Annotated in this window: 30 protein-coding genes and 1 tRNA gene; 11 read left to right on the top strand and 20 right to left on the bottom strand. The window is 52.7% G+C overall.

Annotated elements, in window-relative coordinates; genetic code table 11:
• Nucleotides 1–91: 91 nt before the first annotated feature.
• From nfuA to FE848_RS00235, 3 genes are all read left to right on the top strand, one after another.
• Nucleotides 92–679: a Fe-S biogenesis protein NfuA gene (gene nfuA, locus FE848_RS00245; RefSeq protein WP_227714611.1), complete on the top strand. Its 588-nt coding sequence runs from the start codon at nt 92–94 to the stop codon at nt 677–679.
• A 324-nt stretch (nt 680–1003) separates the two neighbouring features.
• Nucleotides 1004–2203 (top strand): DUF445 domain-containing protein, encoded by a 1200-nt coding sequence (locus FE848_RS00240; RefSeq protein WP_200200741.1) that lies wholly within the window; start codon nt 1004–1006, stop codon nt 2201–2203.
• Between the two features lie 30 nt (nt 2204–2233).
• Nucleotides 2234–2566 (top strand): hypothetical protein, encoded by a 333-nt coding sequence (locus FE848_RS00235; RefSeq protein ID WP_200200740.1) that lies wholly within the window; start codon nt 2234–2236, stop codon nt 2564–2566.
• Here FE848_RS00235 and FE848_RS00230 read toward each other — a convergent pair.
• From FE848_RS00230 to FE848_RS00210, 5 genes are all read right to left on the bottom strand, one after another.
• The gene (locus FE848_RS00230; protein ID WP_200200739.1) at nt 2563–2889 is read right to left on the bottom strand and encodes a TusE/DsrC/DsvC family sulfur relay protein; all 327 of its coding nucleotides are present in this window, start codon (nt 2887–2889) and stop codon (nt 2563–2565) included. The two genes, FE848_RS00235 and FE848_RS00230, sit on opposite strands and share 4 nt — an antisense overlap.
• Before the next feature lie 3 nt (nt 2890–2892).
• Nucleotides 2893–3177, bottom strand: coding sequence for a sulfurtransferase complex subunit TusB (gene tusB / locus FE848_RS00225; RefSeq protein ID WP_200200738.1), 285 nt, complete (start codon nt 3175–3177; stop codon nt 2893–2895).
• Nucleotides 3178–3200: 23 nt separating this feature from the next.
• Nucleotides 3201–3551, bottom strand: coding sequence for a DsrE family protein (locus FE848_RS00220; RefSeq protein WP_200200737.1), 351 nt, complete (start codon nt 3549–3551; stop codon nt 3201–3203).
• A gap of 2 nt (nt 3552–3553) precedes the next feature.
• Nucleotides 3554–3970 (bottom strand): sulfurtransferase complex subunit TusD, encoded by a 417-nt coding sequence (gene tusD / locus FE848_RS00215; RefSeq protein ID WP_200200736.1) that lies wholly within the window; start codon nt 3968–3970, stop codon nt 3554–3556.
• 105 nt (nt 3971–4075) lie between these two features.
• Nucleotides 4076–4792 (bottom strand): Bax inhibitor-1/YccA family protein, encoded by a 717-nt coding sequence (locus FE848_RS00210; protein ID WP_200200735.1) that lies wholly within the window; start codon nt 4790–4792, stop codon nt 4076–4078.
• Between the two features lie 257 nt (nt 4793–5049).
• Between FE848_RS00210 and FE848_RS00205 the strand changes: the two genes are divergently transcribed.
• A tRNA-Ser gene (locus FE848_RS00205) sits at nt 5050–5140 on the top strand.
• 207 nt (nt 5141–5347) lie between these two features.
• On the top strand, nt 5348–5566 hold the full coding sequence (locus tag FE848_RS00200) for a hypothetical protein (protein WP_200200734.1): 219 nt from the start codon (nt 5348–5350) through the stop codon (nt 5564–5566).
• Nucleotides 5567–5633: 67 nt separating this feature from the next.
• Here FE848_RS00200 and hemH read toward each other — a convergent pair whose 3' ends face one another.
• The 4 genes from hemH to FE848_RS00180 all read right to left on the bottom strand — a co-directional run bounded on the left by hemH (nt 5634) and on the right by FE848_RS00180 (nt 8202).
• Nucleotides 5634–6743: a ferrochelatase gene (hemH, locus tag FE848_RS00195; protein ID WP_200200733.1), complete on the bottom strand. Its 1110-nt coding sequence runs from the start codon at nt 6741–6743 to the stop codon at nt 5634–5636.
• A 44-nt stretch (nt 6744–6787) separates the two neighbouring features.
• Nucleotides 6788–7216 (bottom strand): TIGR01244 family sulfur transferase, encoded by a 429-nt coding sequence (locus tag FE848_RS00190; protein WP_200200732.1) that lies wholly within the window; start codon nt 7214–7216, stop codon nt 6788–6790.
• An 86-nt stretch (nt 7217–7302) separates the two neighbouring features.
• Nucleotides 7303–7761 carry a DUF6691 family protein gene (locus tag FE848_RS00185; protein ID WP_200200731.1) on the bottom strand — a complete coding sequence of 153 codons (459 nt, stop codon included), beginning with the start codon at nt 7759–7761 and terminating at the stop codon, nt 7303–7305.
• 3 nt (nt 7762–7764) lie between these two features.
• A complete protein-coding gene (locus FE848_RS00180) occupies nt 7765–8202 on the bottom strand; it encodes a YeeE/YedE family protein (protein ID WP_200200730.1) in 438 nt (145 codons plus the stop codon).
• Nucleotides 8203–8595: 393 nt separating this feature from the next.
• Here FE848_RS00180 and FE848_RS00175 point away from each other — a divergent pair, with 393 nt between their 5' ends.
• Nucleotides 8596–9012, top strand: coding sequence for a phasin family protein (locus FE848_RS00175; protein ID WP_200200729.1), 417 nt, complete (start codon nt 8596–8598; stop codon nt 9010–9012).
• 14 nt (nt 9013–9026) lie between these two features.
• Here the strand turns inward: FE848_RS00175 and FE848_RS00170 are convergent, their stop codons facing one another.
• The 10 genes from FE848_RS00170 to FE848_RS00125 form a co-directional block, all read right to left on the bottom strand.
• Nucleotides 9027–9659 carry a TetR/AcrR family transcriptional regulator gene (locus tag FE848_RS00170; protein ID WP_200200728.1) on the bottom strand — a complete coding sequence of 211 codons (633 nt, stop codon included), beginning with the start codon at nt 9657–9659 and terminating at the stop codon, nt 9027–9029.
• Nucleotides 9660–9677: 18 nt separating this feature from the next.
• Nucleotides 9678–10490: an exodeoxyribonuclease III gene (gene xthA / locus FE848_RS00165; RefSeq protein WP_200200727.1), complete on the bottom strand. Its 813-nt coding sequence runs from the start codon at nt 10488–10490 to the stop codon at nt 9678–9680.
• An 81-nt stretch (nt 10491–10571) separates the two neighbouring features.
• Nucleotides 10572–11324: a hypothetical protein gene (locus FE848_RS00160; protein ID WP_200200726.1), complete on the bottom strand. Its 753-nt coding sequence runs from the start codon at nt 11322–11324 to the stop codon at nt 10572–10574.
• Nucleotides 11325–11849 (bottom strand): DUF2878 domain-containing protein, encoded by a 525-nt coding sequence (locus tag FE848_RS00155; RefSeq protein WP_200200725.1) that lies wholly within the window; start codon nt 11847–11849, stop codon nt 11325–11327. It lies immediately after the preceding gene.
• Nucleotides 11846–13120, bottom strand: coding sequence for an SAM-dependent methyltransferase (locus FE848_RS00150; RefSeq protein WP_200200724.1), 1275 nt, complete (start codon nt 13118–13120; stop codon nt 11846–11848). Before FE848_RS00150 ends, FE848_RS00155 begins: the two co-directional genes overlap by 4 nt.
• Complete coding sequence (locus tag FE848_RS00145) at nt 13108–13992, bottom strand: DUF1365 domain-containing protein (protein WP_200200723.1); 885 nt, start codon at nt 13990–13992, stop codon at nt 13108–13110. The genes FE848_RS00150 and FE848_RS00145 overlap by 13 nt, the downstream gene beginning before the upstream one ends.
• Nucleotides 13993–13994: 2 nt before the next feature.
• On the bottom strand, nt 13995–15260 hold the full coding sequence (locus tag FE848_RS00140; protein ID WP_200200722.1) for an NAD(P)/FAD-dependent oxidoreductase: 1266 nt from the start codon (nt 15258–15260) through the stop codon (nt 13995–13997).
• Complete coding sequence (locus FE848_RS00135; protein WP_200200721.1) at nt 15260–16057, bottom strand: SDR family NAD(P)-dependent oxidoreductase; 798 nt, start codon at nt 16055–16057, stop codon at nt 15260–15262. The genes FE848_RS00140 and FE848_RS00135 overlap by 1 nt, the downstream gene beginning before the upstream one ends.
• A complete protein-coding gene (locus FE848_RS00130; RefSeq protein WP_227715059.1) occupies nt 16054–16509 on the bottom strand; it encodes a nuclear transport factor 2 family protein in 456 nt (151 codons plus the stop codon). The genes FE848_RS00135 and FE848_RS00130 overlap by 4 nt, the downstream gene beginning before the upstream one ends.
• The gene (locus FE848_RS00125; RefSeq protein ID WP_200200720.1) at nt 16506–17462 is read right to left on the bottom strand and encodes an acyl-CoA desaturase; all 957 of its coding nucleotides are present in this window, start codon (nt 17460–17462) and stop codon (nt 16506–16508) included. The genes FE848_RS00130 and FE848_RS00125 overlap by 4 nt, the downstream gene beginning before the upstream one ends.
• 118 nt (nt 17463–17580) lie before the next feature.
• On the opposite strand from FE848_RS00125, the gene FE848_RS00120 reads away from it, so the two are divergent.
• Complete coding sequence (locus FE848_RS00120; protein WP_200200719.1) at nt 17581–18624, top strand: NAD(P)/FAD-dependent oxidoreductase; 1044 nt, start codon at nt 17581–17583, stop codon at nt 18622–18624.
• Here the strand turns inward: FE848_RS00120 and FE848_RS00115 are convergent.
• On the bottom strand, nt 18614–20098 hold the full coding sequence (locus FE848_RS00115) for an HD domain-containing protein (protein WP_200200718.1): 1485 nt from the start codon (nt 20096–20098) through the stop codon (nt 18614–18616). The two genes, FE848_RS00120 and FE848_RS00115, sit on opposite strands and share 11 nt — an antisense overlap.
• 113 nt (nt 20099–20211) lie before the next feature.
• On the opposite strand from FE848_RS00115, the gene FE848_RS00110 reads away from it, so the two are divergent.
• From FE848_RS00110 to sixA, 4 genes are all read left to right on the top strand, one after another.
• Nucleotides 20212–21432, top strand: coding sequence for a PP2C family protein-serine/threonine phosphatase (locus tag FE848_RS00110; protein ID WP_200200717.1), 1221 nt, complete (start codon nt 20212–20214; stop codon nt 21430–21432).
• Nucleotides 21433–21448: 16 nt separating this feature from the next.
• Nucleotides 21449–21940, top strand: coding sequence for an STAS domain-containing protein (locus tag FE848_RS00105; RefSeq protein WP_200200716.1), 492 nt, complete (start codon nt 21449–21451; stop codon nt 21938–21940).
• Between the two features lie 66 nt (nt 21941–22006).
• Nucleotides 22007–23074, top strand: a complete 1068-nt coding sequence (locus FE848_RS00100; protein ID WP_200200715.1) for an NAD(P)H-dependent glycerol-3-phosphate dehydrogenase — start codon at nt 22007–22009, stop codon at nt 23072–23074.
• 41 nt (nt 23075–23115) lie between these two features.
• Nucleotides 23116–23565: a phosphohistidine phosphatase SixA gene (gene sixA / locus FE848_RS00095; protein WP_200200714.1), complete on the top strand. Its 450-nt coding sequence runs from the start codon at nt 23116–23118 to the stop codon at nt 23563–23565.
• Nucleotides 23566–23607 lie beyond the last annotated feature (42 nt).

The following is a 23607-nucleotide window of genomic DNA, read 5'->3' as shown; positions in this document are numbered from 1 at the left end:
TACCCTGGGAAAGACCAACTAAATTGGTTGGTCTTTCATGTTGCCACGAACTCCCTTAAAATGAATCTAAACTTACCAACGGGTTGATAACATGGCATTGGTTACTGTGACAGATCCCGCACGGGATTATCTTGCACAACTTATCGAAAAGCAGGATGTGGAAGGCATGGGCGTACGGATTTTCGTAACCCAGCCGGGCACTAAAAATGCTGAAACCTGCTTGGCTTATTGCCCTCCCAACGAGATTGTACCTACAGATGAGCAGGTCGATCTTGAAAAGTTCACGCTGTACCTGGATCACAACTCTGTACCATTCCTTGAAGAAGCGTATGTAGACTATTCCAAGGATCAGATGGGCGGCCAGCTAACGATCAAAGCCCCGAATGCCAAGGTTCCAAACGTTGATGAAAACGCGCCTTTGCCAGACAGGGTGAACTACGTTCTGGCTTCAGAAATCAACCCGAACCTGGCGGCCCACGGTGGTGACGTTTCGCTAGTGGAAATTGTCGACGGCTCCGTTGCAGTATTGCGTTTTGGTGGCGGTTGTCAGGGTTGCTCAGCGGTTAGCCTTACTCTGAAGCAGGGTGTAGAAACCACGCTCAAAGACAGAGTGCCAGAAATCACAGCCGTTCGTGATGTGACGGATCACTCGAAGACCGAGAACGCGTACTACCAATAATGCTCGCAGGCTTTAAGCCCGGTTGCCATTGCTGATGTAAGTTTACGTCAGATCCCGGAATATCTGCCAGATACATCGCAGGTATCCCGGGTGCATTGCTTTTCCTTTCAGCTGTACTCTTTCTCCCTCTGGTTCTCAGCTCTAAAGCTTTTCCTGATTTCGCTGCCACAGTTGCTGTGTAACGATGGCTTCTCGGCCAATGTCACAGATTGCGGGCTATCGCATCATTCGTTCTACAATCAGAGGCGGCAACTGATGGCCCGCCCGACCACAAATGAAAAAAGCTGCAGGTAAAATGCCTGTATTTGAAAACCGGGGTTCCGCTTGTTTGACGCTGCGTTTATTTCCGTGCCCATCATGGCCGCCTTGGTAGGCTGGTTTACCAATTGGCTTGCAATACAGATGTCCTTTTACCCGGTGCAGTTTGTCGGCCTTGGAGTTATTGGCTGGCAAGGCGTAATTCCGCGTAAAGCCGAGAAAATGGCCCATATCTGTATCGACCGAACACTTCGGCAGTTTGGTGATCTTAATGCCGTTTATCAAAAGCTGGAGCCTCAAAAGATTGTTGAACAGGTTCTTTCGCAGGTAACGCCACGACTCGACGAATACATTGATGAAATGATGTACGAGATTCAGCCGGTGCTCTGGGATAACTTGCCCATGTTTTTGCGCAGGCGCATATACCAATGGGCGCGGGAACAATTGCCGGCTCGCATTGAAGATCTTGTTGAGGATTTTGGTGATGATCTTGATGAGCTGGTTGATCTCAAAGCGCTGCTAAGCAGAGAGTTGAAGCAGCACCCCGATTTGATGAACCGCATATTCAAGCAGGCCGGCGCGGTTGAGCTCAGATCGGTCATCAACCGTGGGGCTATCATCGGAGGCATTCTTGGCTGCGTACTTGCTCCGCTCTGGTCGCGCTATCCCGAACCTTGGTTGCTGCCGGTTGGCGGGTTTGTAATCGGCTTTGTAACGAACTGGCTTGCGATTAATCTTATTTTTTCGCCTCTGAAGCCTCGCCGCTTTCTGTTCTGGCATATACAAGGGCTGTTTCTGAGGCGCCAGCCTGAAATCAGTGACATCTGGGCAACCTTGGTTGCAGAAGAGCTGATTACTGTCGAGAAAGTGGCGGATGCCATGATAAACGGATGTCGGGGCGACCGCACTCGTGCAATTATACAGAAGCACTTGAGGCCCCTGATGGACAACTCCTTGCTAGTGAAGCTTACAGCTCAGGTAACGGTTGGGATGAGCGGCTATACCGAGTTGAAAAAGGCAATGAATCAGCAGGCACTTCATGCAACACAGGACGTATTCAGCGACCCCGCTTTTAACAAGGAGCGTGCGCCTGTTGTGGCCAGGGTATTGGCTGGGCAAATGAAAGCGCTGCAGCCAGCAGAGTTTCAGGACATACTCCGACCGGCATTTCGCGAGGAGGAGATACAGCTCATGTTTGTTGGTGGCATATTTGGCGCCATCGCGGGAACCATACAGTTTTTGGCGTTGATCAATTACCCGCTTTAGCTACTCAATATTGAATTAAAGGAGAGCTCCATGCCTGTCTGGGCAATGCTTGTCGCACAGTTTGCTGTTACTGCTGCCGCTGTTCTTTCAGTGCTTCTGGGGTTTTGGCTGCTTGTGATTCGGCCTTACCTTGATCGTAAGGTGGCGGAGATTGTTGCTATGACTGACGAAATTGAGCCCCGTGTAGCTCAGGGTGTAAAGGTTGGTGTGGCTGAAACCCTGAGGGAGCTACCCGAAAACGCCTGGGATGGCACCGTCAAGGAGTCTACTCGACAATTCCTCAAGTTTGGCTCCGGTATTTTCGAGAACGGGCTCAGCAGCTTGCTTGGCAGTGCAGCAGATCTGGAACGACGCAAACCCTAGAGGCAATTTGTCGGCCGGGGCAGACCTGCTATCCGGCAAGCTGTTTTGGCAGGGGTGCCAGGAAAGAGTTGCATGAGATAGATGCTGTTACCTTTATCCTCACCCAAAGCCTCCTTCACTGACTTTACAAACAGTCGGTTTGAGGGCGGTGACATTTCGTGTTCTTTGTAAAAACATCTCAGAAACTCTATGATTTCCAAGTGGTTTTCATTCAGCTCGATCTGGTCGTCTGCAGCAATTATAGCGGCAATCTCAGGCGTCCAGTCGTTCGGATTTTCGAGAAATCCTTCGTTGTTCCTCTCGGGCATGCTTCTTTGTGTCATGGGTTACCAGCTTATTACTTTTTGCGCCTGTGCGGTCAACTCAACCATGGCTGGGAAGTCCACAAGCGAAGCTTTTCGAGCAGTCTGAGCAAGACCGCGGGCTAACACGTCTGGAGACAGGGCATAAACGGGTATGCCAGCAGTCAGCTCCCCTGGGGTCGCAAGTGCCAGTGCCGCGTTCTCAATAAGAAGAAGTGCGTCCCCGGGATTTAAGGACCGTAGGCATTCGCCTGAGCGCGGGTGCTCGGGGGCCTTGTTAAGAATATGGAGAGTGTGAATCTGGGCCATAACGAGTTCCGACCTGGTGTGAGTCAGCCTGCAAAGGCGGTGTGTGAGTGTTGGCGTATTACCTCAGCACTGCTTTCAGCTATGGCGACACCTGCCACCATACTGTCCGGTACAAGTCCGTACAGGGCGCAGGCTGTTGCATCTGCATATATCGCTTCAACACCAAAAACCGGCGCAGCGGAAAGATTCCTTTCTACCGATTTTTGCTCAATCCCCATAGTTTCCTGGGACTTTCGCAGCCAGTTAACGCCAGCCCCTGTAAACAGCAATGCAACTGGTTGGTCGAAAGCTGCAAGTGAGAAAGCCATGTCGAGGGCTTCGCGGCCCGCCCAGGCTCCGTAAGGAGGTTGATCAATAACAATCAGCGTGCTCATGCTCAGTCGCCTGCGTGGAAATAGAGTACCCGTGAAGATGCCATGGTGCCTTCTACCCACTCACCAAGCCCGGCAATGATGAACGGCTCCCGGAGGTTGCTGGCGGGCAGCTCATAACGCTTTTGTTCTGACTCATCTATCAGACCGCGCCTTAACGCCGACGCAATGCAGGCGACACCAGGTATATCGTTATCACTCAGAAAATTGCCCCATTGGTCTGCCCAGTGGGATTCGTCCGAAGGGGGTGAGGAGAGCGAGGAGGCAAGGTGAACGCCATCTCCATAAAGGAAGACTTTATCCACGGTATGTCCAGCCGCTACCGCAGCTTTTGCAAACAGCAGCGCTGTTTGCGGGGCTTGGGAAGAGTAGGGTGCTCCGGTGATGACCAAGGTGTAGTTTTGAACAGTGGTGGCAGTCATGGGTGCAGTTCTCGCCTGAAGTTGGGCCAGTGTACCAATAGCAAAAACCCCGGCAAAGGCCGGGGTTTCCGTTAACTGCAAATTGCGTGGAGTGCTTCCCCGAGGTTAGTCGTTGGAGAAAGCTCCAATAAGGTGCAGCAGACTCACGAACAGGTTGTAGATGTTCAGGTACAGTCCTGTAGTGGCCATGATGTAGTTTGTTTCACCGCCGTTAACGATACGGCTGGTGTCGTACAGGATGAAGCCTGACATCAGGAATACAATTGCTGCGCTCAGGGCCAGGCTGAATGCTGATATTTCAACCCCGAACATGGATGCAATCATCGCACCCAGTGCGGCAACCAGAACCACAACCAGACCGGCAACGAGCATGCCACGCATGAAGCTGAAGTCTTTTTTGGTAGTGAGAACATAGCCGGACAGGGCGAAAAACACCAAACCTGTGCCGCCGAGGGCTTGCATGATGATCTCACCGCCACTTGGGAACTGCAGGTAGTAGAACAGGATCGGCCCAAGGGACAGACCCAGCAGGCCGGTGAAGGCAAATACTACAGCAATGCCGGCTGAGCTGTTCGCAGTACGTGGGAGTACAAACCAGATCAGAGCGAGTGCGCCCAGGCTGCACACAAGGCTTGCGCCCTGGCTCAAGCCAATGGACATGGATACGCTTGCCATGACAGCACTGAATACCAGCGTCATTGCCAGCAGGGTGTAGGTGTTACGCAAAACCTTGGTAGCTGACGCACTCATTGGTGCGGTAGCGGACCCACGGGCAATCATGCCATTGCGGTTCTGCTGAGCGTTGAACTGTCTGTTTTGCATTCTGATCTCCGGTTAAATGCAACTTGGTTGGTTACGGGCGTCAGGCCCAAAGCCTGATAGGCGCCAATCACCTAGAATTACACACTATCATAATGTCGAATTCTCAACTTTCAATCATTTACGACACGAAAGTCGTCCCGAGATTCCATTAAACACAGTTAATGTTCAAATTTGCATGGAGTTTTGTGCAGGGCGTTGACAGCACAGACAATTCCGGTATCATGCACTCCGCTGTCGCTAGGCAGCAATGGAAAAACGGTGGGCTGGCAGAGTGGCCGAATGCAGCGGTCTTGAAAACCGCCGAGGGTTAGTAGCCCTCCCGGGGTTCGAATCCCTGGCCCACCGCCATTTTTATTCCATGAAATCAAGTGCTTAATCTCTCCAGAATACTTCTCGCATTACCCAATAGCTCGCTTTAACTTTTACAAGTCAGTTGTGGTCCGGCACCCCGATGCATGCTCTTTGGTATTCCAGGCTTTAAACTGGACGAAGCGGCCCCATCTTATCCCCTTGACGCTGAGCTTTGTATTTCAGGGGTGCACACGGGAGGTAGATATGTCAGGCAATAAAGTAGATACCATGAACGAGGCTGGCGCTGTAGATCGTCGCGATCGCAAGTTTTCTGTCTCTACTAACCGCGGCCAGGCCAGCCACAGAGTGCGCTATGTTGAGACGGGTGGTGCCAGTGTGGATATTGATGAGTGCACCTTCTGTGAAGCCATGCCTGATCTTTCGGGCACAGGACAGCGCCAAAAGGATGAAGAGGAAGAATAGGGCGTACAGTGCTTCATACCATTTTCAAAATCGGCTCAGAAGCGGTAAATGCTACTGAGCCTTTGGTTTAAAGTTCCCGGCCAGGGTAGATCGCGCTTTTTTGCTCATTTGCGTGTTGATTGCGGGCGATGAGCGTTTCAGGCTGGTTATCCGGTAGCTGCCAGCCTTTGAGGTTTTCTTCAATTAATTGCACCAGAGCATCAATGTGCCCGGGTGTCGCATTGAGGGCGGTGATGTAGCTGAAGCCTTCACCGCCTGCCTCCATAAAGTATTCGCGATTTTCTTCGTCGATTTCTTCGATAGTCTCCAGGCAGTCAGATGAAAAGCCGGGGCAAAACACGTCTATGGACTTTACTCCCTGGCTTGGCAGAGTCTTCAGCGTCTCGTCGGTATAGGGCTTGAGCCACTCCTCTCTACCGAAGCGGGACTGGAAAGTGGTTATATAGTCTTCTTTTGCCAGTCCAAGCCGTTCCGCAAGAAGCCTTGAGGTTTTGTGGCACTCGCAGTGGTAAGGGTCGCCCTTCGTAAGGTATTTGAGGGGCACTCCGTGATAGGAGAGGACCAGCTTCTGGTTGCGCCCTTTTTCTTCCCAGTGGTTTTCAATATGGCGCGCCATCGCCTCAATGTAGGGCGGGTAGTCCGGGTAGTGAGAAACAAAGCGAAGGTCCGGTATCCAACGGCGCTTTGAGAAATCTTTTGCAATGGCGTCGAATGTAGAGGCAGATGTCGAAGCGGAATACTGCGGGTAAAGTGGCAGGACTATAAGTTTCCTGACACCTTGCTGTTGCATTTCATCAAGTACCCGTGGAATTGAAGGGTTGCCGTAGCGCATGGCAAAGCCTACAACCACATCGTTGCCGTATTTCTTTCTCAGGCTCTCCTGAATGCCTTCGGCTTGCTTCGCTGTATGAATCAGCAGTGGCGAGCCCTCAGGTTGCCACACGCTGGCGTACGCCGCAGCGCTGCGCTTGGGGCGGATGCGAAGGATAACGCCATGCAATATCAGCCACCAAAGGGGGCGAGGTAGCTCAACTACTCTGGGGTCAGACAAAAACTCACCCAGGTAGCGCCTTAAAGCTGAGGGGGTTGGGGCATCTGGAGTGCCCAGGTTGGTTACCAGTACACCAATCCGTTCCGGCTGGTTGTGCCGGAAGTTCTCTGAACCTTTGTATTGCATGGGGAGGTGAATCCTGAGCGTTGATCGAAAATACGAAAGACTATTTACTGGCTGCGAGCTTGCTGCGCCATGCGAGGGGCCAGACCACTGATGTCGTATCCGGCGCCTCGCGCTTTTGTGAAAATTTCCTCGGCGTTAACACTGCGAGCAGCATTCAAAGCCCAGAGCACAGTACAACGGGTTCCGCTTCTGCAGAAAGCCAATACGGGCTTTTCGGAATTCTGGATCATTGCCCCAAAATGATCCACATCGGCGTCAGTGATGTTCCCCGATGCCACTGGCATGTAAACCCAAGTCATGCCATTTTCCAATGCGGCGGCCTCGAGATCAGCCATGGCCGGCTGTCCAAATTCCTCCCTGTCTGGACGGTTGGCAACCAGTGTCTTGAAACCAAGCCTGGCGGCTTCTGCCACATCGCCGTACGTAATCTGTGGAGCGACAGAAATTGTGTCGTCAATCTTTCGGATATCCATGGGGGTTAGTCTCCGGATTCGGTAAAAAACGACGCCATCATCTCATAGGTGATGGCGTCTGTCAGAATGATAGGCGGTCAGTCGGCTCACTCTTGGGCCGTCGTGCTCCAACCTTGGGCGGGCTTGCCCGCTCGCATGCGCTCTATCAGTTCGAACAGGCCCATGCCAGCCACCATGGACGCTACAAATACAACGGATTTGATTTCACCCGCGCCCACACCTACAAGCCCGGGGCCCGGGCAGATACCGGCGATACCCCAACCAACCCCGAACAGCAAGCCGCCGATGACCAGGCGTTTATTTATATGTGACTGGCCCGGCACCCTCATGCTGAAACCAAGGAACGACAGGGTTCTTTTTCGCGCAATCGCAAATGCAAAAAGCCCAACGATAACTGCGCCGCCCATCACGAATGCAAGAGAGGGGTCCCAAAGGCCCGCAATATCAAGGAAACCTAACACTTTTTCCGGATTTGCCATGCCAGAAACAATCAGTCCAATACCAAACAGCAAGCCTGCGAACAACGAGGCCAAAGCAGATTTCATGAATTACACTCCCAATACGTGTCGGATAATATAAACGGTCGCAAAACCGGCGAACATGAAGCTTATCGTTGCCGCTAAGGATCTTGGTGATAGCCGTGATAGCCCGCAAACCCCATGACCGCTGGTGCAGCCCGAGCCATATCGGGTACCAATGCCCACAAGAAGACCTGCGATTATCAGGGCAGGGTATCCAGCTTCTATATCAATAGCGGGTAACTCTGCAGCGAGTACCCAAATAACCGGTGCACCGATGAGGCCGGCGAGAAACGCAATACGCCAGCCGATGTCACCAGAAGATGGAGACAGCAACCCTCCCAGAATTCCACTGATACCCGCAACCCTGCCGTTTAGCAGAAGAAAGCTCGCAGCAGCGAGACCTACCAGCCCCCCACCAACCAGTGCCGACCAGGGAGTGAAACTACCCCATGCAATATCAATCATTCCGTAACTCCTATAACGGGTCATGTCAGTTAAGGTATTCTAATTACTTTCAGATGCTAAGCCGATTAGAAAGATAAAATAGGAATAAGCTTATAACCGTTGGCAATCATACCAAAAAAAAGCCCGGCGGGAATGCCGGGCAGAGGCGTGCGAGTAGTATCCATGAAAGGCTTCCAGACAAACCGGCGTCTGCAGAGACTCCGGTATAAGCAAGTATTGCCTATATTTTGAACACTTCAAGCTGGCAACCACTTTGCGTGGGAACATTTTTGCATATAAAACCCGCTGTTATACTGAGCCCTGTTGCAACGCGGCTTCCAGCCCGACTGAAATTGCCTGCGACCTGTAATATAATGAACGTTAAGCAAACTATCCCTTCCCTGAGGTTGTTACATGTCTGATGAGAACGACAAAAAGCCGGAAAGTGATCCGCAACTGGCTGCAAAAATAAAGGACTCAGCACGGCAAATCTGGCTTGCTGGTCTGGGAGCCTATACGAAGGCTGAGGAAGACACCGGTCGATTTTTTGATCGCTTGGTCCAGGAGGGAGAGCAGCTGGAGAATAAAACCCGTGGCGTGGTGGAAAAGCAGATCCGCTCTGTGGAAGATCGGGTTGAAGGTGTCCGCGAGCGGGCAACCGGTACCTGGGATAGATTGGAGCACATGTTTGATGAGCGGGTGTCTGGAGCCTTGCGCAGGCTGGGGATTCATCGCAGGGAAGATATTGTAGCGCTTGAGCAAAGAATAGAGGCGCTGGAGGCGGAGCTATCAAAGCTCCGAGGCAGTAATACCAGTGACGAAGAAGAGTAAGAACCTGGCGCAAACTACATCAAGTAGTCCTGGCTGATCAGTTTCGCGTGCTCCTGAATATCGGGTGCGAAATAAGGCAGCATCAAGTGCATCATCTGATACACGCCGCGACCGGGATCTACCGATTCCCGGTCGTCAAGGTGGGATAGGGTGTCATACGCACTCCAGTAACAGGCGGTCAGGGTGAGCTGCTCACACAGTGAGTCCAGATCATCATCCTCGATGCTCATCATCCTTTGGTTGCGCAAGCTTTGGCAGATGCTACGGAAAGCCCCGGTCTTCTTTTTCAGAATCCGTTTGAACCGTAGTTGCAAGCGTTCGTAACGGGACAATACATTCACCAGATCCTGATACAGAAACCGGTACCTTGCCACGGCCTCAAATAGCATATGCAAGAAGAAACTCTGTTGATCAAGGCTGATATCCACGTCTTCCGGAACCGTCAATAAATCCAGCACTTCAGCCTCAAACGCAGAAAACAGCTCCTCTACAATGTCACCCTTGCTCTTGAAGTGGTAATACAGGTTGCCGGGGCTGATATCCAGCTCATCCGAGATCAGCAACGTAGTTACGTTGGGCTCGCCCAAACTGTTGAATAACGACAGGCTGGTGTTGAGTATTCGATCCCGGGTTTTAATTTTCGTCATATCGGCCCCGGCCAGGTATCAAAGGTCAAATGTAGCCCACACCGGGCAGTGATCAGATGGCCGCTCCATGCCTCGAAACTCGTAAGACACGCCAGCTTCCTTTGCTTTCGTTAACAGGCCGTCGCTGGCCATGATCAGGTCAATACGCAGACCCCGTTTGGGCTCCCGTTCAAACCCCTTGCTGCGGTAATCAAACCAGCTGAAGGTTTGCGCCTCATCGGGGTACAGGTGGCGAAACACATCGGTGTAACCGCGGGCCTCAACCTGAGCCAGCCATTCACGCTCTTCCGGAAGGAATGAGCATTTACCGGTACGCAGCCACCGCTTGGCGTTGTCTGGGCCAATGCCGATATCTTTATCGGTGGGAGAGATGTTCATGTCACCCATGATCACCACGTGGCCGTCCCGATCGTTAAGCTCGTCCAGATAGGCCATCAAATCTGCGTAAAACTTCTCCTTGGCTGGAAACTTGATGGGGTGGTCGCGGCTCTCGCCTTGGGGGAAATAACCGTTGAGAACAGTGAGCTTTTGCCCATTAATTGTGAACTGGCCGGTAATCATGCGGCGCTGGGCGTCTTCGTCATCTCCAGGGTAGCCTTTAGTAACCTGATCTGGCTCCATGCGTGACAATAAGGCAACACCGTAGTGGGTTTTCTGGCCGTGGAAATGCACGTGGTAGCCCAGTTCACGAATGGCCTCAACCGGGAATTCTTCATCTCTTACCTTGGTTTCCTGAAGGCCGATAAAGTCGGGGTTATGGCTTTCAATCAGCGCTTCAAGCTGGTGCAGGCGGGTACGTATACTGTTGACGTTAAAAGACACAAACATCATGACTAAAAACTCTCCGGCGTTGGTTGCCGCAGGAGTTTACCACATTGAAACCGCTGAGCTGCGTCCCTGGAGACGGCAGTTTCAGGGAATGAGGTCACATTCCGGATAGTTGTTCACTTCATAATGGATGGTCGCAGTGTGGTTTTGGTCAGCGTTCTCGCGCACGTTGGTAAGGCCCGAGTAGGCTGTGAGAGCGCCTTTGTTGTTGTAGCCAAGAACAATAGGATCCACCAGGAATTTCAGAACAAGGCTTTCCGGGCGGATTTGCACCAGATGATCGGCCTCTATTGAAAGGTTTTGAGCAGGCTCCAGTATAAAGGCGTAATCCGTTCCACGGGTGGGTGCCAAGAACCGGAATTTTACGGATTCACCAGTGGTAAGCTTATGCCAGTTCTGGCGTACCAGGTTGTCAAAGCCGGCATCCACCACCAGATCGTTCGAACCCCCTAAATTGGACTGTTTGATTTCTCCCCCGGGCTGCTGCCACACAATCGCCGCAGAATCTGAAGCCGGGTAGGTAATTTCAAGCGACTCTTTAAAGTCTGGCTGTTGATATTTCACCACTGGGCGCAAAAGAGAAGAGCGGTAATCGAGGCGCTTTTCAGCGAAAGGGTGGCGATTACTTTCAGCTCGGCGGATATAGACAACCCTATGCTCCAGAGGCTGGAACACTCCGGCTTTACAAGAACCTTCAATGCGGTGCCGTTCCTCATATAGCGCTTCTCCAGTGCTGGATTCCGCCTGCCCGGTAAACTCAAACAGACCAGCAGATGCTGGTGCTGCCAAGGCGGCCAGAACAATCGCAGCAGCAACAGTTGTTCCTGTCCGAGTCATCTACACAAGCTCCGGGTAGAGTGACTTGCGAATGAACAGTAACAACGGAAACACTACAAACCAGCCCAGAGCCAAGGCTGCCAGGGAGAGCGGCAAGTCCGGAAGGGCTACATTTCCCAGTTTACTTGCCGACCAATAGGCGAGTGGACCTGCAATGGGCGCAAACACAAAGGCCAGCCAGATTTTGCGGCTAATCCAATTCAGGGAATGGCTGAGGGTGGTCATGAAGATTGCCCAGATAGCCACCAGCCACACAGGTGTAATCAGGTGTTCATCGCCTGTGTTGCCATCACTCAGAATGCCGGCATTGAGCCAAAAGCCGTCAAGCAGGGAGCCTACAAGGACCCCTAGCCCGATAAACTGCAATTCCGTAAAGCGATGCTGGCTCACCAACACAAAATGGATAACCAGAAACGCCACGACCACCAAGGGTCCCATCAGATCGGGATACACAACACAGGTAAACCAACCGATCTGAAAGAGTATGAAGTTCAATATATTACGAGCAGCTTCTGAAGTAATCATACACTCAGTATGTTCTGCCGCTTATTGCCGGGCTTGGCGAAAACCAACTGTGATACTCCGATAGCCCGCTCGCTGAACCCTGCTTCGCAGTAGGCAAAGTAGAAGTGCCAGAGCTTGCGGAAGGCCTGGTCGTAGCCCATGGCTTCGAGGGCGTCCCGGTTGGCCATAAAGCGGTCACACCAGTCCCGGAGCGTGCGAGCATAATGAAAGCCGGTATCTTCCGAATGGGTGAGTACCAGGTTTGACTGATTGCGTACCGAATCCAGAATGGCACCGAAGGATGGAATAAAACTCCCGGGGAAAATAAAGCGCTGGATAAAGTCCACATTTTTCAGGGCGCGTTGGTAACGCTGTTCCGGCATGTTGATGGCCTGAATCAGGGCCAGGCCGTCTGGTTTCAGCAAGGCGTTTATCTTGCTGAAATAGCTGTCCAGAAACTGCGGTCCAACGGCCTCGATCATCTCGATGGAAACCAGCTTGTCGAATTGGCCTTCCAGGTCGCGATAATCATCGAAGAGCATGGTGATTTTGTCATCCAGGCCTTCGCTGCGTACCCGCGCTTGTGCCAGTTCCAGCTGTTCTTTGGAGATGGTTGTGGTGGTTACGTGACACCCGTAATGTTTGGCAGCATGAATGGCAAAGCCCCCCCAGCCGGTGCCTATCTCGATTACTCGGTCGCCGGGCTGCAAGTCCAGCTTCTTACAGATGGTGTCCAGCTTGTGAACGGCGGCTTCCTCCAGTGTCGATTCCTCACTGGGGTAAATCGCAGAGGAATACATCATGGTGGGGTCGAGAAAGGTTTCGAACAGATTGTTGCCCAGATCATAATGGGCACTGATGTTCTTTCTGGAGCCGTCTTTTGTATTGCGGTTCAGCCAATGCAAGCCCTTCAGAGCAGGCTTGGTAACCCAGCTGAATTTGTCTTCAAATTCGTTCATCCGGTCTATGTTGCGGGTAAAAAACCGGAGCAGGGCAACAAGATCCGGCGACGACCAGTCTCCCGCTACGTAGGCTTCAGCTGCGCCAACGCTGCCGCCAGTCAGCAGGTCTCGCCATGTGCTTTGGTCATGAATAATCAGCTCTACGGGCGGGTGCTCAGAGCTGCCATTGCCAAACACCAGGTCGTCCATGCCGGTTTCACGAACGGTGAGGGTGCCTGCTCCCAATTGCCGCAGTTGTTGGATAACCAGGCTGCGCGCTATGCGGCTAACCAGTGAAGAACTGCCCTGAGAGTTGGCGATGCTATTGGCCGAAGTATTCATGTTCTCCATGAGCTTACCTTTCCTCGAGTCTTGTTTGAGTCGCCTGTGCTGGTCACATCGACACCTTGATCGGTGTTCCCCAGCCTGTGGGCGGGGTCACTGTCAGCGAGTTTGTCCGGGTGGGTGTAGAAGGGCGCACCCTTGAATTTCAGCTTCAGCGCGTGCCAGTAAATACCGGCCGCAACCTTGAATGCTTCCACCGGGAAATGGCGCAGACTTTTATGAAGGGTTTTACGTGTGAGAGGGGCTCTCTGGACTACCAGGGTGGCATCAAAATGTTTTTTGCCTTCTTCCAGCACGTTCATGTGAATTCTAAGCTCCGGCCCACGAAAGCTGAATGTCCATTTGTAGTGTTGCGCCATGGCGTTGAAGGGAGACACATGAAAGCGCTTGGTGAACCCGAACTGTTCTGTGCGCCATCCGGCTGAATTCGCTTCGCTGCCAGTGGTTTCCAGACAATACACATGGCGCTCATGCCAGGGGGTATTGGTAATCTGCGCCATGATCACAGCAGGAACATCGCCGTTGGCGCCACTTTTGCCAGTGCGATAGCAAAAGTAAAAACTCACCGGGTTGAAAATATACCCGGCGTAGCGGGGGTGAGTAATCAACTCCACCGTCCCGTCAGGAAACCAGCCTGTTGCCGCTTTTACCTGATCCCGCACCGCTTCTGACAGGTCACCGGCCTCGGGCCGGAAATAGTCTTTGCGCTTCAGGGACATCCAGTTGAAACGCTCCAGTGAGAAAAAGGGGCTTACATTGGCAACCTGATGCCACTCATCGGTATCCAGCGCCAGCATGCCAGTGTGGTATTCAAACTCGTGCCGAACCGGATATAAGCGCCGGTGCCGTATTGAGCCTTGTAACCATTGGCTGGCCATAATCAGAGCTCCACTCCAAAATCACCCGTTACCCGCAGGGCGCTGCGCACGCCATCCTCATGGAAACCGTTGAACCAGTATGCGCCGCAATAATGGGTGCGGTTTTTATTGCCAATATCTGCATACCGCTCCTGAGCTTGAACGGCTTCGAGGGTAAACACAGGGTGAGCATAGTTGAACCGTTTGATGACCTTATCCGGTGCGATGTCATGACTGCGGTTCAGGGTGACGCAGAAAACCTTCGGGGCCTGATGAAAATTCTGCAGAATGTTCATATTGTAGGTAACCGAAACCGGCTCGGTGCTGTGCTTTGGAATGTAGTAGTTCCAGGCGGCCCAGGCTCTTTGGTTGCTTGGGAGCACGCTGCTGTCAGTGTGCAGAACCACATCATTCTTTTGATAAGGAATGGCACCCAGAATGTCACGTTCCTGGTCGCTGGGGTCGGTCAGCATCTTGAGTGCCTGGTCGCTATGGCAGGCAAATATGACCTGATCGAACTCGTGGGCCTGCCCTTGTGCCGTTACCGTAACGCCGCTCTCATTTCTGCTTACAGCTTGTACCGGTGTATTCAGGCGAATGCAGTCACCAAGTCGATCCATCATTGCTTTCACATATTGGGCAGAACCACCGGAAATAACCCGCCAGGTAGGCCGGTCGTCAACGGAAAGCATGCCGTGGTTGTTGAAGAACTGGAGGAAAAAGCGGATCGGGAACTGCTCCAGCACAATTTCCGGCGCCGACCAGATAGCTGCACCCATGGGCACAATGTAGTAGTTCCGGAAGTATCGGGAGTAGCCGTTGCGGTTTAGATAGGCGCCCAGAGTTTCAGTGCTTTCGATATTTCCAGCCGCCATGTCGGCCCGGGTTTCTTTATTAAACCGGAGAATCTCCCGAACCATATTCAGGAATCGCAGATTGAACAGGTTTTTACGTTGGGCGAACAGCGTATTCAGGCTGGTACCATTGTACTGCAGGCCCGTGGTGGTACTGTCTACGCTGAAGCTCATATCACTGACTTCGGAAGGTACTCCCAAGCGTTCCATCAGGCGCATGAAATTCGGGTAGGTCCAGTCATTGAACACAATAAAACCGGTATTAACCGGCCAGGTTCGCCCGTCTGCTTCCACATATTCAGTGTTGGTGTGGCCACCCGCGTAATCGTTGGCTTCAAAGATTTCTACATCGTGTTTTCCTGCCAGAAGCCAAGCAGCCGTGAGGCCAGATACTCCGGCACCGATAACGGCAATTCGCTGACGTTCGTTATTCATCAATTGGTTTCCTGTTCGCTGGAGCTTTTGCGGGCCATGGAAGCGGCTATGCGGTCAATCAGTGACTGGGGCAGAGCACCCAGACATTTCAAAATCCATGTAAAGCGCTTGGGGAAAGCGATTTCGTTATGGCCCTTGGCAAGGCCGCTCACAATCCGTTCTGCGGCCTCTTCGGCAGTGACGAGAAAGGGCATAGGAAAATCGTTGCGGTCGGTCAGGGGCGTTTTTACAAACCCCGGAGATACCAGCACCACATCAATTCCTTCTGCGGCAAGATCCGCTCGCAGGCTCTGGGTGAAGTACGCCAAGGCAGCCTTGGATGCGCCATAGCCTTCTGCCCGGGTGAATGGAAACCACCAGGCAGAAGAACCCACAATAACCAGGGTGGCTGGCAAGTTTTTGGCGCGAGCACGGCGCAGTGCAGGCAAGGCAATGTCAACACAACGTGCGGTGCCGATCACATTGGTTTCGATATTATGGGCGATCACATCGCTGTTGTAGTCGGCGACATCGAGGTATTCACAAGTGCCGGCATTGAGTATGGCCATATTCAGATCGCCAAAGGATTCCAGCGCTGGCGCTATGGCTTGCAGATCCTCTTTGCGGGTTGTGTCTGCCACTGCCGGAGAAATTCGCTCTTCGGCAAGTGTTTGAAGTTGTTCCAGAGGCTCGGCACGGCGCCCGGTAACAATCAATCGGTGCCCGCCGCGCACAAGGGCCCGGGTTACAGACTCCCCAATCCCGGAGCTGGCACCCGTAATCCATATGTTCGATACGGTTTTAAGGCGATCACTCATCCCGCGTAACCCTTCACCCAGCGAATAACCCCGCCGATCACCGGCAGGTTTTCGTACAGAAGCTGCCCGGCATCGAAATAATCCCGGTGATAACAGATCTTTCCGCCTTTCACGGCCACATGGCTGATGCCTGCAACCTGTATCTCCCGGTCGTTGCGAATGCGTTTGTGGCGTAAATGCATTACCCAGGGAATGGTGGCAGAGCTGTCCTGAACCAGGGCATCTTCAAAGACAAATTGGCAGGAGATTACGTTGGAATAGGCGCCGGCGAAGTAATGAGTTAATGCATCAAGGCCTTCGACAGCGCCAAGCGGGTCCTGAAACTGTATGTCCTCGCTGTACACAGCAGGCAACTTGTGCAGGTTACCTTTGTCCAGTTGGTTGAACAAAACCCTGAACGCTTCCAGTGTTGCGGGCATGGCTGGGTTGGGACAGCCAACTTCGATTTTCATTTCTGCACCTTTCTGATTTGGTCACGCTGGCGGGTTTCTTCCCGGATATGCTTGGGTATCGGGTTCAAATCCCAAATGATGCCCAGTTTCGATAAAGCCCAAAGCCCATACCAGGTCACATCGATTTCGTACCAGCGGAATCCTTGGCGGACGGATTGAGGCCAACGATGGTGGTTGTTGTGCCAGCCTTCACCAAGAGTGAGCAGCGCCAGCCAGAAGTTGTTGCGGCTGTCGTCTGATGTTTCAAAGCGGCGTTTGCCCCACACATGGGAGAGGGAGTTGATGGAAACCGTTGCGTGGAACAGCGCCACTGTGGAAATGAAGAATCCCCAAACCAGCAGCTGCAGACCATTAGTGCCAAGCTCCGGTGCCCAGGCAGCTAGCGCTTCACCTAGCCCGTAAATCAAAAGTGCAGACGCAGCTGGCACCAGCGCATCAAAACGGTTGAGAAGTTTGAGTTCAGGGAATTTCAGCCAGTCGCGTATGCGCTTTTCATCGGTTATAAAGCCTGCATCACAGGTAAACCATCCCATATGGGCCCACCAGAAACCGCCGTGATGAGGGGAGTGCAGATCTTGTTCCCGGTCAGAATGCTGGTGGTGGTGCCGGTGATGCGCTGCCCACCAAAGGGGCCCTCGCTGAGCTGCACTGGCGCCGAGCACGCCAAAAACGAATTGTGCAGCGCGACTGGTTTTAAAGGTCTTGTGTGCAAAGTACCGATGATAAAATCCCGTAATGGCGAACATTCTTAGCCAGAAAAACACCAGGGCAAAACCGGCCGCAAACACGCTTACGCCGGTATAGAAAGCTAGCAAACAGGCCATGTGCAAAGCCAGAAATGGTATAACGCGCACAACGTTGAAGGCGCGGGAGTTGGCATCTATGTGATCCGATCCGGCATCGGAATCGAACCATCTTTGAATATTGAAGAAAAAGTGTTGCATTCGGGTCATACCCTGATTGCCCTTTTGCTCTGAATGGAACCTGTACAGCGAGGTGTTCGGAAACCCCTGGCCCTGTCGCTTGCTCGTTTGTACGCTCTGACCACTGTAATTGGATGCACCCTAAGCCATGTTTAATCAGACGATTTCTGAAAATGATATACGCCGTATCGCGATAGTTGGTTCAGGCCTTGCCGGTTTAACTGCCGCCATCAAACTGAAACAGAAGGGCCACGACGTAACAGTGTTTGAAAAAAGCCGAGGCCCCGGCGGCAGGCTCGCAGCAAAACGGGTTGCTGGTGGTTCCGCAGATGTTGGTGCCCAATACTTCACTGCCCGCAATCCCGACTTTGTGCCATTTCTGACAGAGTTTGCCGGGAAGAATAGCTTTAGTACGTGGAAGGGCCACCTGGGGTTTCAGGACAAGCAAGGCCAGTGGCAGGGGTTTCCTGAGGAACCCCGCTATGTTGGAACACCCAGGATGACTGCTATTTCCCGTGCAATGGCGGCCCATGTAAACGTGGTGGCGGAAACCCGCATTGAGCAACTTACCCGCAACAAGGGGGGGTGGTTACTTTGGGATACCAGTGGAGAGCAGGTGGGCCAATTCGATCAGGTTATTATCACAGCGCCGCCGGCCCAGGCCAGAGATTTGCTGGCGCACAGTGATTTGTCGGAACTGGCCGCACAGCTTGATGATGCAGTAAGCCGGGTTTTACCCTGCTGGGCTGTGGCCGCCAGGTTTGAGGAGAATCCATGGCCGCGCCACGTTGGCATGAGGTGTGATCACCCCGTGCTCTACTGGGTGGCTAATAACTCCACCAAACCTGGGCGTGAAAATACCGATTCCCAAGATAAAGGCGTGTGGTGGGTGTTGCATGCAAACGCAGACTGGACGGAACAGAATGTTGATGCAACGCCCGAGCAGGTAACGGCAGACCTGATCGCAGCCTTCCGAGAGCTAACCGGAACAGACACAAAGGTGACCGATTCAGTGGCTCATCGCTGGCTGTATGCTCGCTCGGAAGGTGGCGCCAACCCGGGCCACCTTTGGTTTGAAGAGCAGGGTATCGGCCTTGCGGGCGATTGGCTCTGCGGTGGCAGGGTTGAAGGCGCTTTCGACAGCGCCTCTGGTTTGGTATCTGCCTGCTCGGCAAAGTCAGTTAGCCGGTGACCCCTTTTGCGGCATCTACGGTGGAGTCTGGGCGGGTGTAAAAGTGGGTGATGGTTCCGTCGCTGAACTTGCTGAAAAAGGCACTGACATCGGTGATTTTTTTCAGCGAGCGGGTACGGTTCACCGGGTCCCGCACCAGCACCTTTATGCCGTTGAAGTTGTCCTGAATGTTGGAAAAACGAGCCCGCATGGAGCAAGTCACTACGTGGGCCGGATTCAATTCCATAGCTTCGGCCAGCCAGGCGCTGTGGCTTGCAATGCCGCCGGCTGACAGATCTTCCCGGGTATCCAGGTGGTTCAGCTTTACCCGGTTGACGATGCAGAAGGAAAAACTGTCGGGGCGCTGGCGGGCAACCTTCCGAAAAGCTTCCCAAAAGAAGTTGTCAGTGAGTTCTGCAAAGTACCGCATGTTGCTCAGGCAGGTATCAACCCACTCAAAGCTCTCTGCATCCTCCAGAACTTCGTTGATGGCCTCACGCAGCAGCCAGTCGAATCCCAGCGCTGTTTTGTGGGCGTATACCTTGCGGTACATCTGATAGCGGCTGTATACAAAGTCTTCCAGCGCTCCCAGACCTTTCTGGGTAATTGCCAGCCCCAACCAGGGTTCTGATTCATCCCAACCGATACGCAGGTTGCTGAGCAGATGGTCGAGATTAAATCCGCCAATGGTCACAGAAGAGTGAAACCCGTCGCGCAGCATGTAATCTGCGCGATCGGCATCAATCTCCCCGGATACGATGGATGAAAGCAGGCCAAGCACCAGCTGTGGAATATTCTCGCTGATCAGGGACCCAGCTTCTGAATCTTCTCCTGCAATAAAACCCCAAAAGGTTCGGGCATGGCGGCAGAAGGTCTCGCTGGGCGTTACCTCGGTGGTTTCCATAATGCCGATAACATCTTCGGCATGGAGGCCAGCGCTTTCCAAATCAACCGCTTCAAGCACATCGTGTGCTACCCGCACGGAATAGTGCTCATGTTCCAGCTCTTCCGGCTCGGCGCGGTGATAGGCAGAGTAATCAACACCTTCCCAGAGGTCGGCAAAGCGACCAGGGCGGCTCATCAGATCACGAATCCGCTGTGCCTTGGTGAACTGGTGCGAAAAGCTTGAGTGCCCGCTGTCATGAAGCAGGCAGCCCATGCGAATGGTTTTTGCCAGGTAATCAATGGCGTCCAGTTGACTCAAGCTGAGGTCGGTCTGGTTGCTAAGTTGGCGCTCGCGCAGGTAGGCGTCAATCATTGAGCGGAACATGCGTGTGCCAACGTGCATCACGCCAATGCTGTGCAGAAACCGGGAGTGTGTTGCGCCGGGGAATACCAGGCTGAGAATATCGTTTTGGCAAATGTTTCGAAGGCGCTGAAACAGAGGGTGGTCAATCACCTGCACCTCATGACGGTATAGCGGAATGGCACCGTGAACCGGATCCATAATCAACTTGTCATAAGCGCCTAACAGGTCATTTACCGCACTTCTCATTCGCAGGAATCTCCGGGTTTCGTGAAACTGGCCTTGTTATATCACAGGGGCGTGCCAAAATAGGTTTTGAAAAGCCGATTTTCGTTTATCGCTAGTAGTTTAGGGCAGCAGCCATGACCTCGCGCACCGGGCGCCTACTCATTCGAATACTGATCATTGATGCAGACGAGAAGACTCGTGCCGAACTTGCGCGCTACCTTGAAACCAGGGGCTTTTACGTGTCGGGATATCATGATCTGGCCACAGCAAGTGCGGTCATTGAAGATAGCATGCCCGATGTTATCTTTGCAGACCTCATGCCCCCTCAGATCGAGAGCCTGGCAGATCAGCTGGACGAAGCTGAATCACCAACGCCCATCGTTGCATTCTCAGCCACTGAATCGAGTAAACAGGTCGTAGACGCGCTTCGTGCCGGCGCATCGGATTTTGTCCTCAAGCCGTTTGCTAAAGATAAAAAGTCCCTGAGCGATGTGATTCGCAAGTTGCTCGACCGTGTAAGGTTGAGTCGGCTTAATCAGTTGTATCGTCAGGAGCTGGAAGACGCCAACCGCGACCTGAGGGATGGCATTGCAGAATTGCGAGCCGATCAAAGGGCAGGACGCAAGGTTCAAATGCGCATGTTGCCGGAGAAAGAGCAGTTTACCGGTGGCCTGTACGTCGACCATCTAATTAAACCCTCTCTTTATCTTAGTGGCGACTTTCTCGACTACTTCCCCCTCAGTGAAGACAAGACACTGGTCTATATTGCCGATGTGTCCGGCCATGGTGCCAGCTCCGCATTCGTGACCGTGCTGCTGAAAAACCTGAGTAACCGTTTGCAGCGCAACCTTCGTCGTGGCTCTACTGACGACATTCTTTACCCTGACCGCTTTCTGCAGCGAATTAACTCTGAACTGCTCGATACCGGCCTGGGAAAACACGTTACGATGTTTGTTGGTATCATATCCCTTAGCGAGCGTAAGTTAAGATATTCAGTGGGAGCCCATTTCCCGATGCCGGTGCTCTCATTTGAAGGCGGGGAAACGGCATTTCTGGAAGGTAGCGGCCTTCCAATAGGGCTCTTCGAAAACCCTGAGTGGGAAGTGTATGACGTTGCTCTGGACAAACCTTTCCACCTGATTCTGTTTTCAGATGGGATTCTTGAAGTCATCCAGCAAAAGAGTCTGGATGAAAAGGAGCAGAGACTACTTGAACTCGTATCTGGAGGTCGTCACACTGTCGCATCTCTAAACGAGGCTCTCAAGCTCGATGAGATCACGGAGTTGCCGGACGATATCGGTATAGTGACGGTTACTGATACGGTTAAAGTGTCAGACAACACATCGTTGAAATAGTGGCAGTGTGAGAGACATGGCTGGTTACAAGATCCTGCAGGCTGAAAAACAGGGCATTTATGTCCTTAAGTTTATTGGAGAAATCCGGCTGAACCTTTGTTGCACGCTGGATAATCTGGTTGATTCCATTACTCTGGATCCGCACTTCAAAACCGTGGTGATTGATCTCACGGAAACTGAAATTATTGACAGCACCACCCTCGGCCTCCTCGCCAAAATTGCGATGGCCGCCCAAAAGCAAAGCCAATTCTTACCTACGCTTATTACAACCAACCCGGATATTACCCGTATTATCACCTCCATGGGCTTTGATAAGATCTTTATTATCGTCCGTGAGCCTGCCTCCCGCATCGAAGAACTCGAAGAAATACCTGTATTGAGAGCGAGCGAGCAGGACGTGCGTGACAGGGTATTGGCCGCTCATAAAGTTCTTATGGGGCTGAACAGCCAAAATCGGGAAGAGTTCAAGAATCTTGTTCGCGCTCTGGAGTGCGAAGAACCCAGCTGAGCCGCTGTGTTTGCCTCATCAGGGCCCCAACGGATTCGAACCTGATTCAAAACAGACGGACTAACTATGCCTGAACAAAACGAGCCTCTAAAACATGGGGCTGAAGAGCCGGTGCACGATGTAGCGGTTCTCGGAGGAGGCAGCTTTGGCTCTGCCCTGGCAAAAGTACTCGGTGAAAATGGTCACCGGGTGCACTTCTGGATGCGTGATGAGGCCCAGGCTGAAGAAATCCGCACAACCGGCATCAACAGCCGTTACATGCCAGATGTTGTAATTGAAGGCGATATACTGCCAACCACGGACCTGGGCAGCGCTGTAAACAAGGCGGAAATCGTATTTGTCGCCATCCCTAGCAAGGCATTCCGTGCCGTAATCAAAGAAAACAGCGGCAACTTTCCCCAAGGGCAGATTGTTGTAAGCCTGACCAAGGGCATAGAAGCCAATGGCTTCAAGCTCATGAGCGAAATTCTCCAGGAAGAGATCCCTCAGTGTCGCATTGGGGTTCTGAGCGGCCCGAACCTGGCGAACGAAATTGCAAACCGGGAGCTTACCGCCACGGTGATTGCAGCCAAAGATCCCCAGGTAAGAAGCAGGGTTCAGGATCTTCTGGGGTGTGAGTACTTCCGTGTGTATGCCAACGTGGATATCTATGGCGTGGAACTAGCGGGCGCGCTCAAGAATATCTACGCCATTGTTTCTGGTTTGGCCTCCGCCTTGAATATGGGCGAAAACGCCAAGGCCATGCTGATTACCCGCGGGCTTGCGGAAATGAGCCGCTTTGCTGTCAGCCTTGGAGCAAACCCGATGACCTTTATGGGGCTTGCGGGCGTAGGTGATCTGATTGCTACCTGCACTTCTTCAAAAAGCAGAAATTTCCGGGTTGGCCATGCTGTAGGCCAGGGTAAGAAGCTGGATGATGCAGTGGCTGAGCTAGGTCAGGTAGCGGAAGGCATTTACACCCTGGAGCTGGTGAAAGAAAAGGCTGAAGAGCTAGGGATCTACATGCCCTTGGTTCGCGGGCTTTTTGAGATTTTGTACGGAGACGCTCCCATCAGTGCCGTGATCAACAAACTGATGATGTCTGTGCAGAACTCCGACGTGGAGTTCATACTGCCGAGAACAGTCGCAGAATAAAAAGTAAAGGGTAATGCGGGAGCCACTATTGGAGGTTAACTGTGCATCTGCTCATTATGCGTCATGGCGAGGCTGGCTGGCATTCGCTTGATCAGGAACGAACACTCACCGAAATGGGCCGCAAGCAGGTTGCGCAGTGCGCCAGGCAGATCGCCGCATCGCCTTGGCGCCCTGAAGTTATCTGGAGCAGTCCCTACATACGTGCACGGCAAACAGCGGCCATTGTGTCAGAAATCCTGAACTGCCCCGTGGAAGAGAAAGACTTCATTACGCCGGATGACGACCCCGGCGTTTGCCTGAACGCCCTGCTTGAAAGCAAACACTCGCCATTAATGCTGGTATCGCATATGCCTCTGGTAGGTGCCTTGTCCACATTGCTGGTTGATGGGCACCGTCGGGGCATTCCCTTTATGACGTCGCAAGCCGTGGTTCTTGATATGCCCGTTATAGGCCCTGGCTGCGCAGACTTGAAAACCCAGTTTTTGCCCTGATTGAATTATGATCAGGGTCATTTCTATTGTTTGAGTACAGAC

It is taken from the genome of Marinobacter sp. 1-3A (assembly GCF_016597775.1).
Classification (GTDB): domain Bacteria; phylum Pseudomonadota; class Gammaproteobacteria; order Pseudomonadales; family Oleiphilaceae; genus Marinobacter; species Marinobacter xiaoshiensis.
This window is presented reverse-complemented; position numbering and strand designations above follow the sequence as displayed.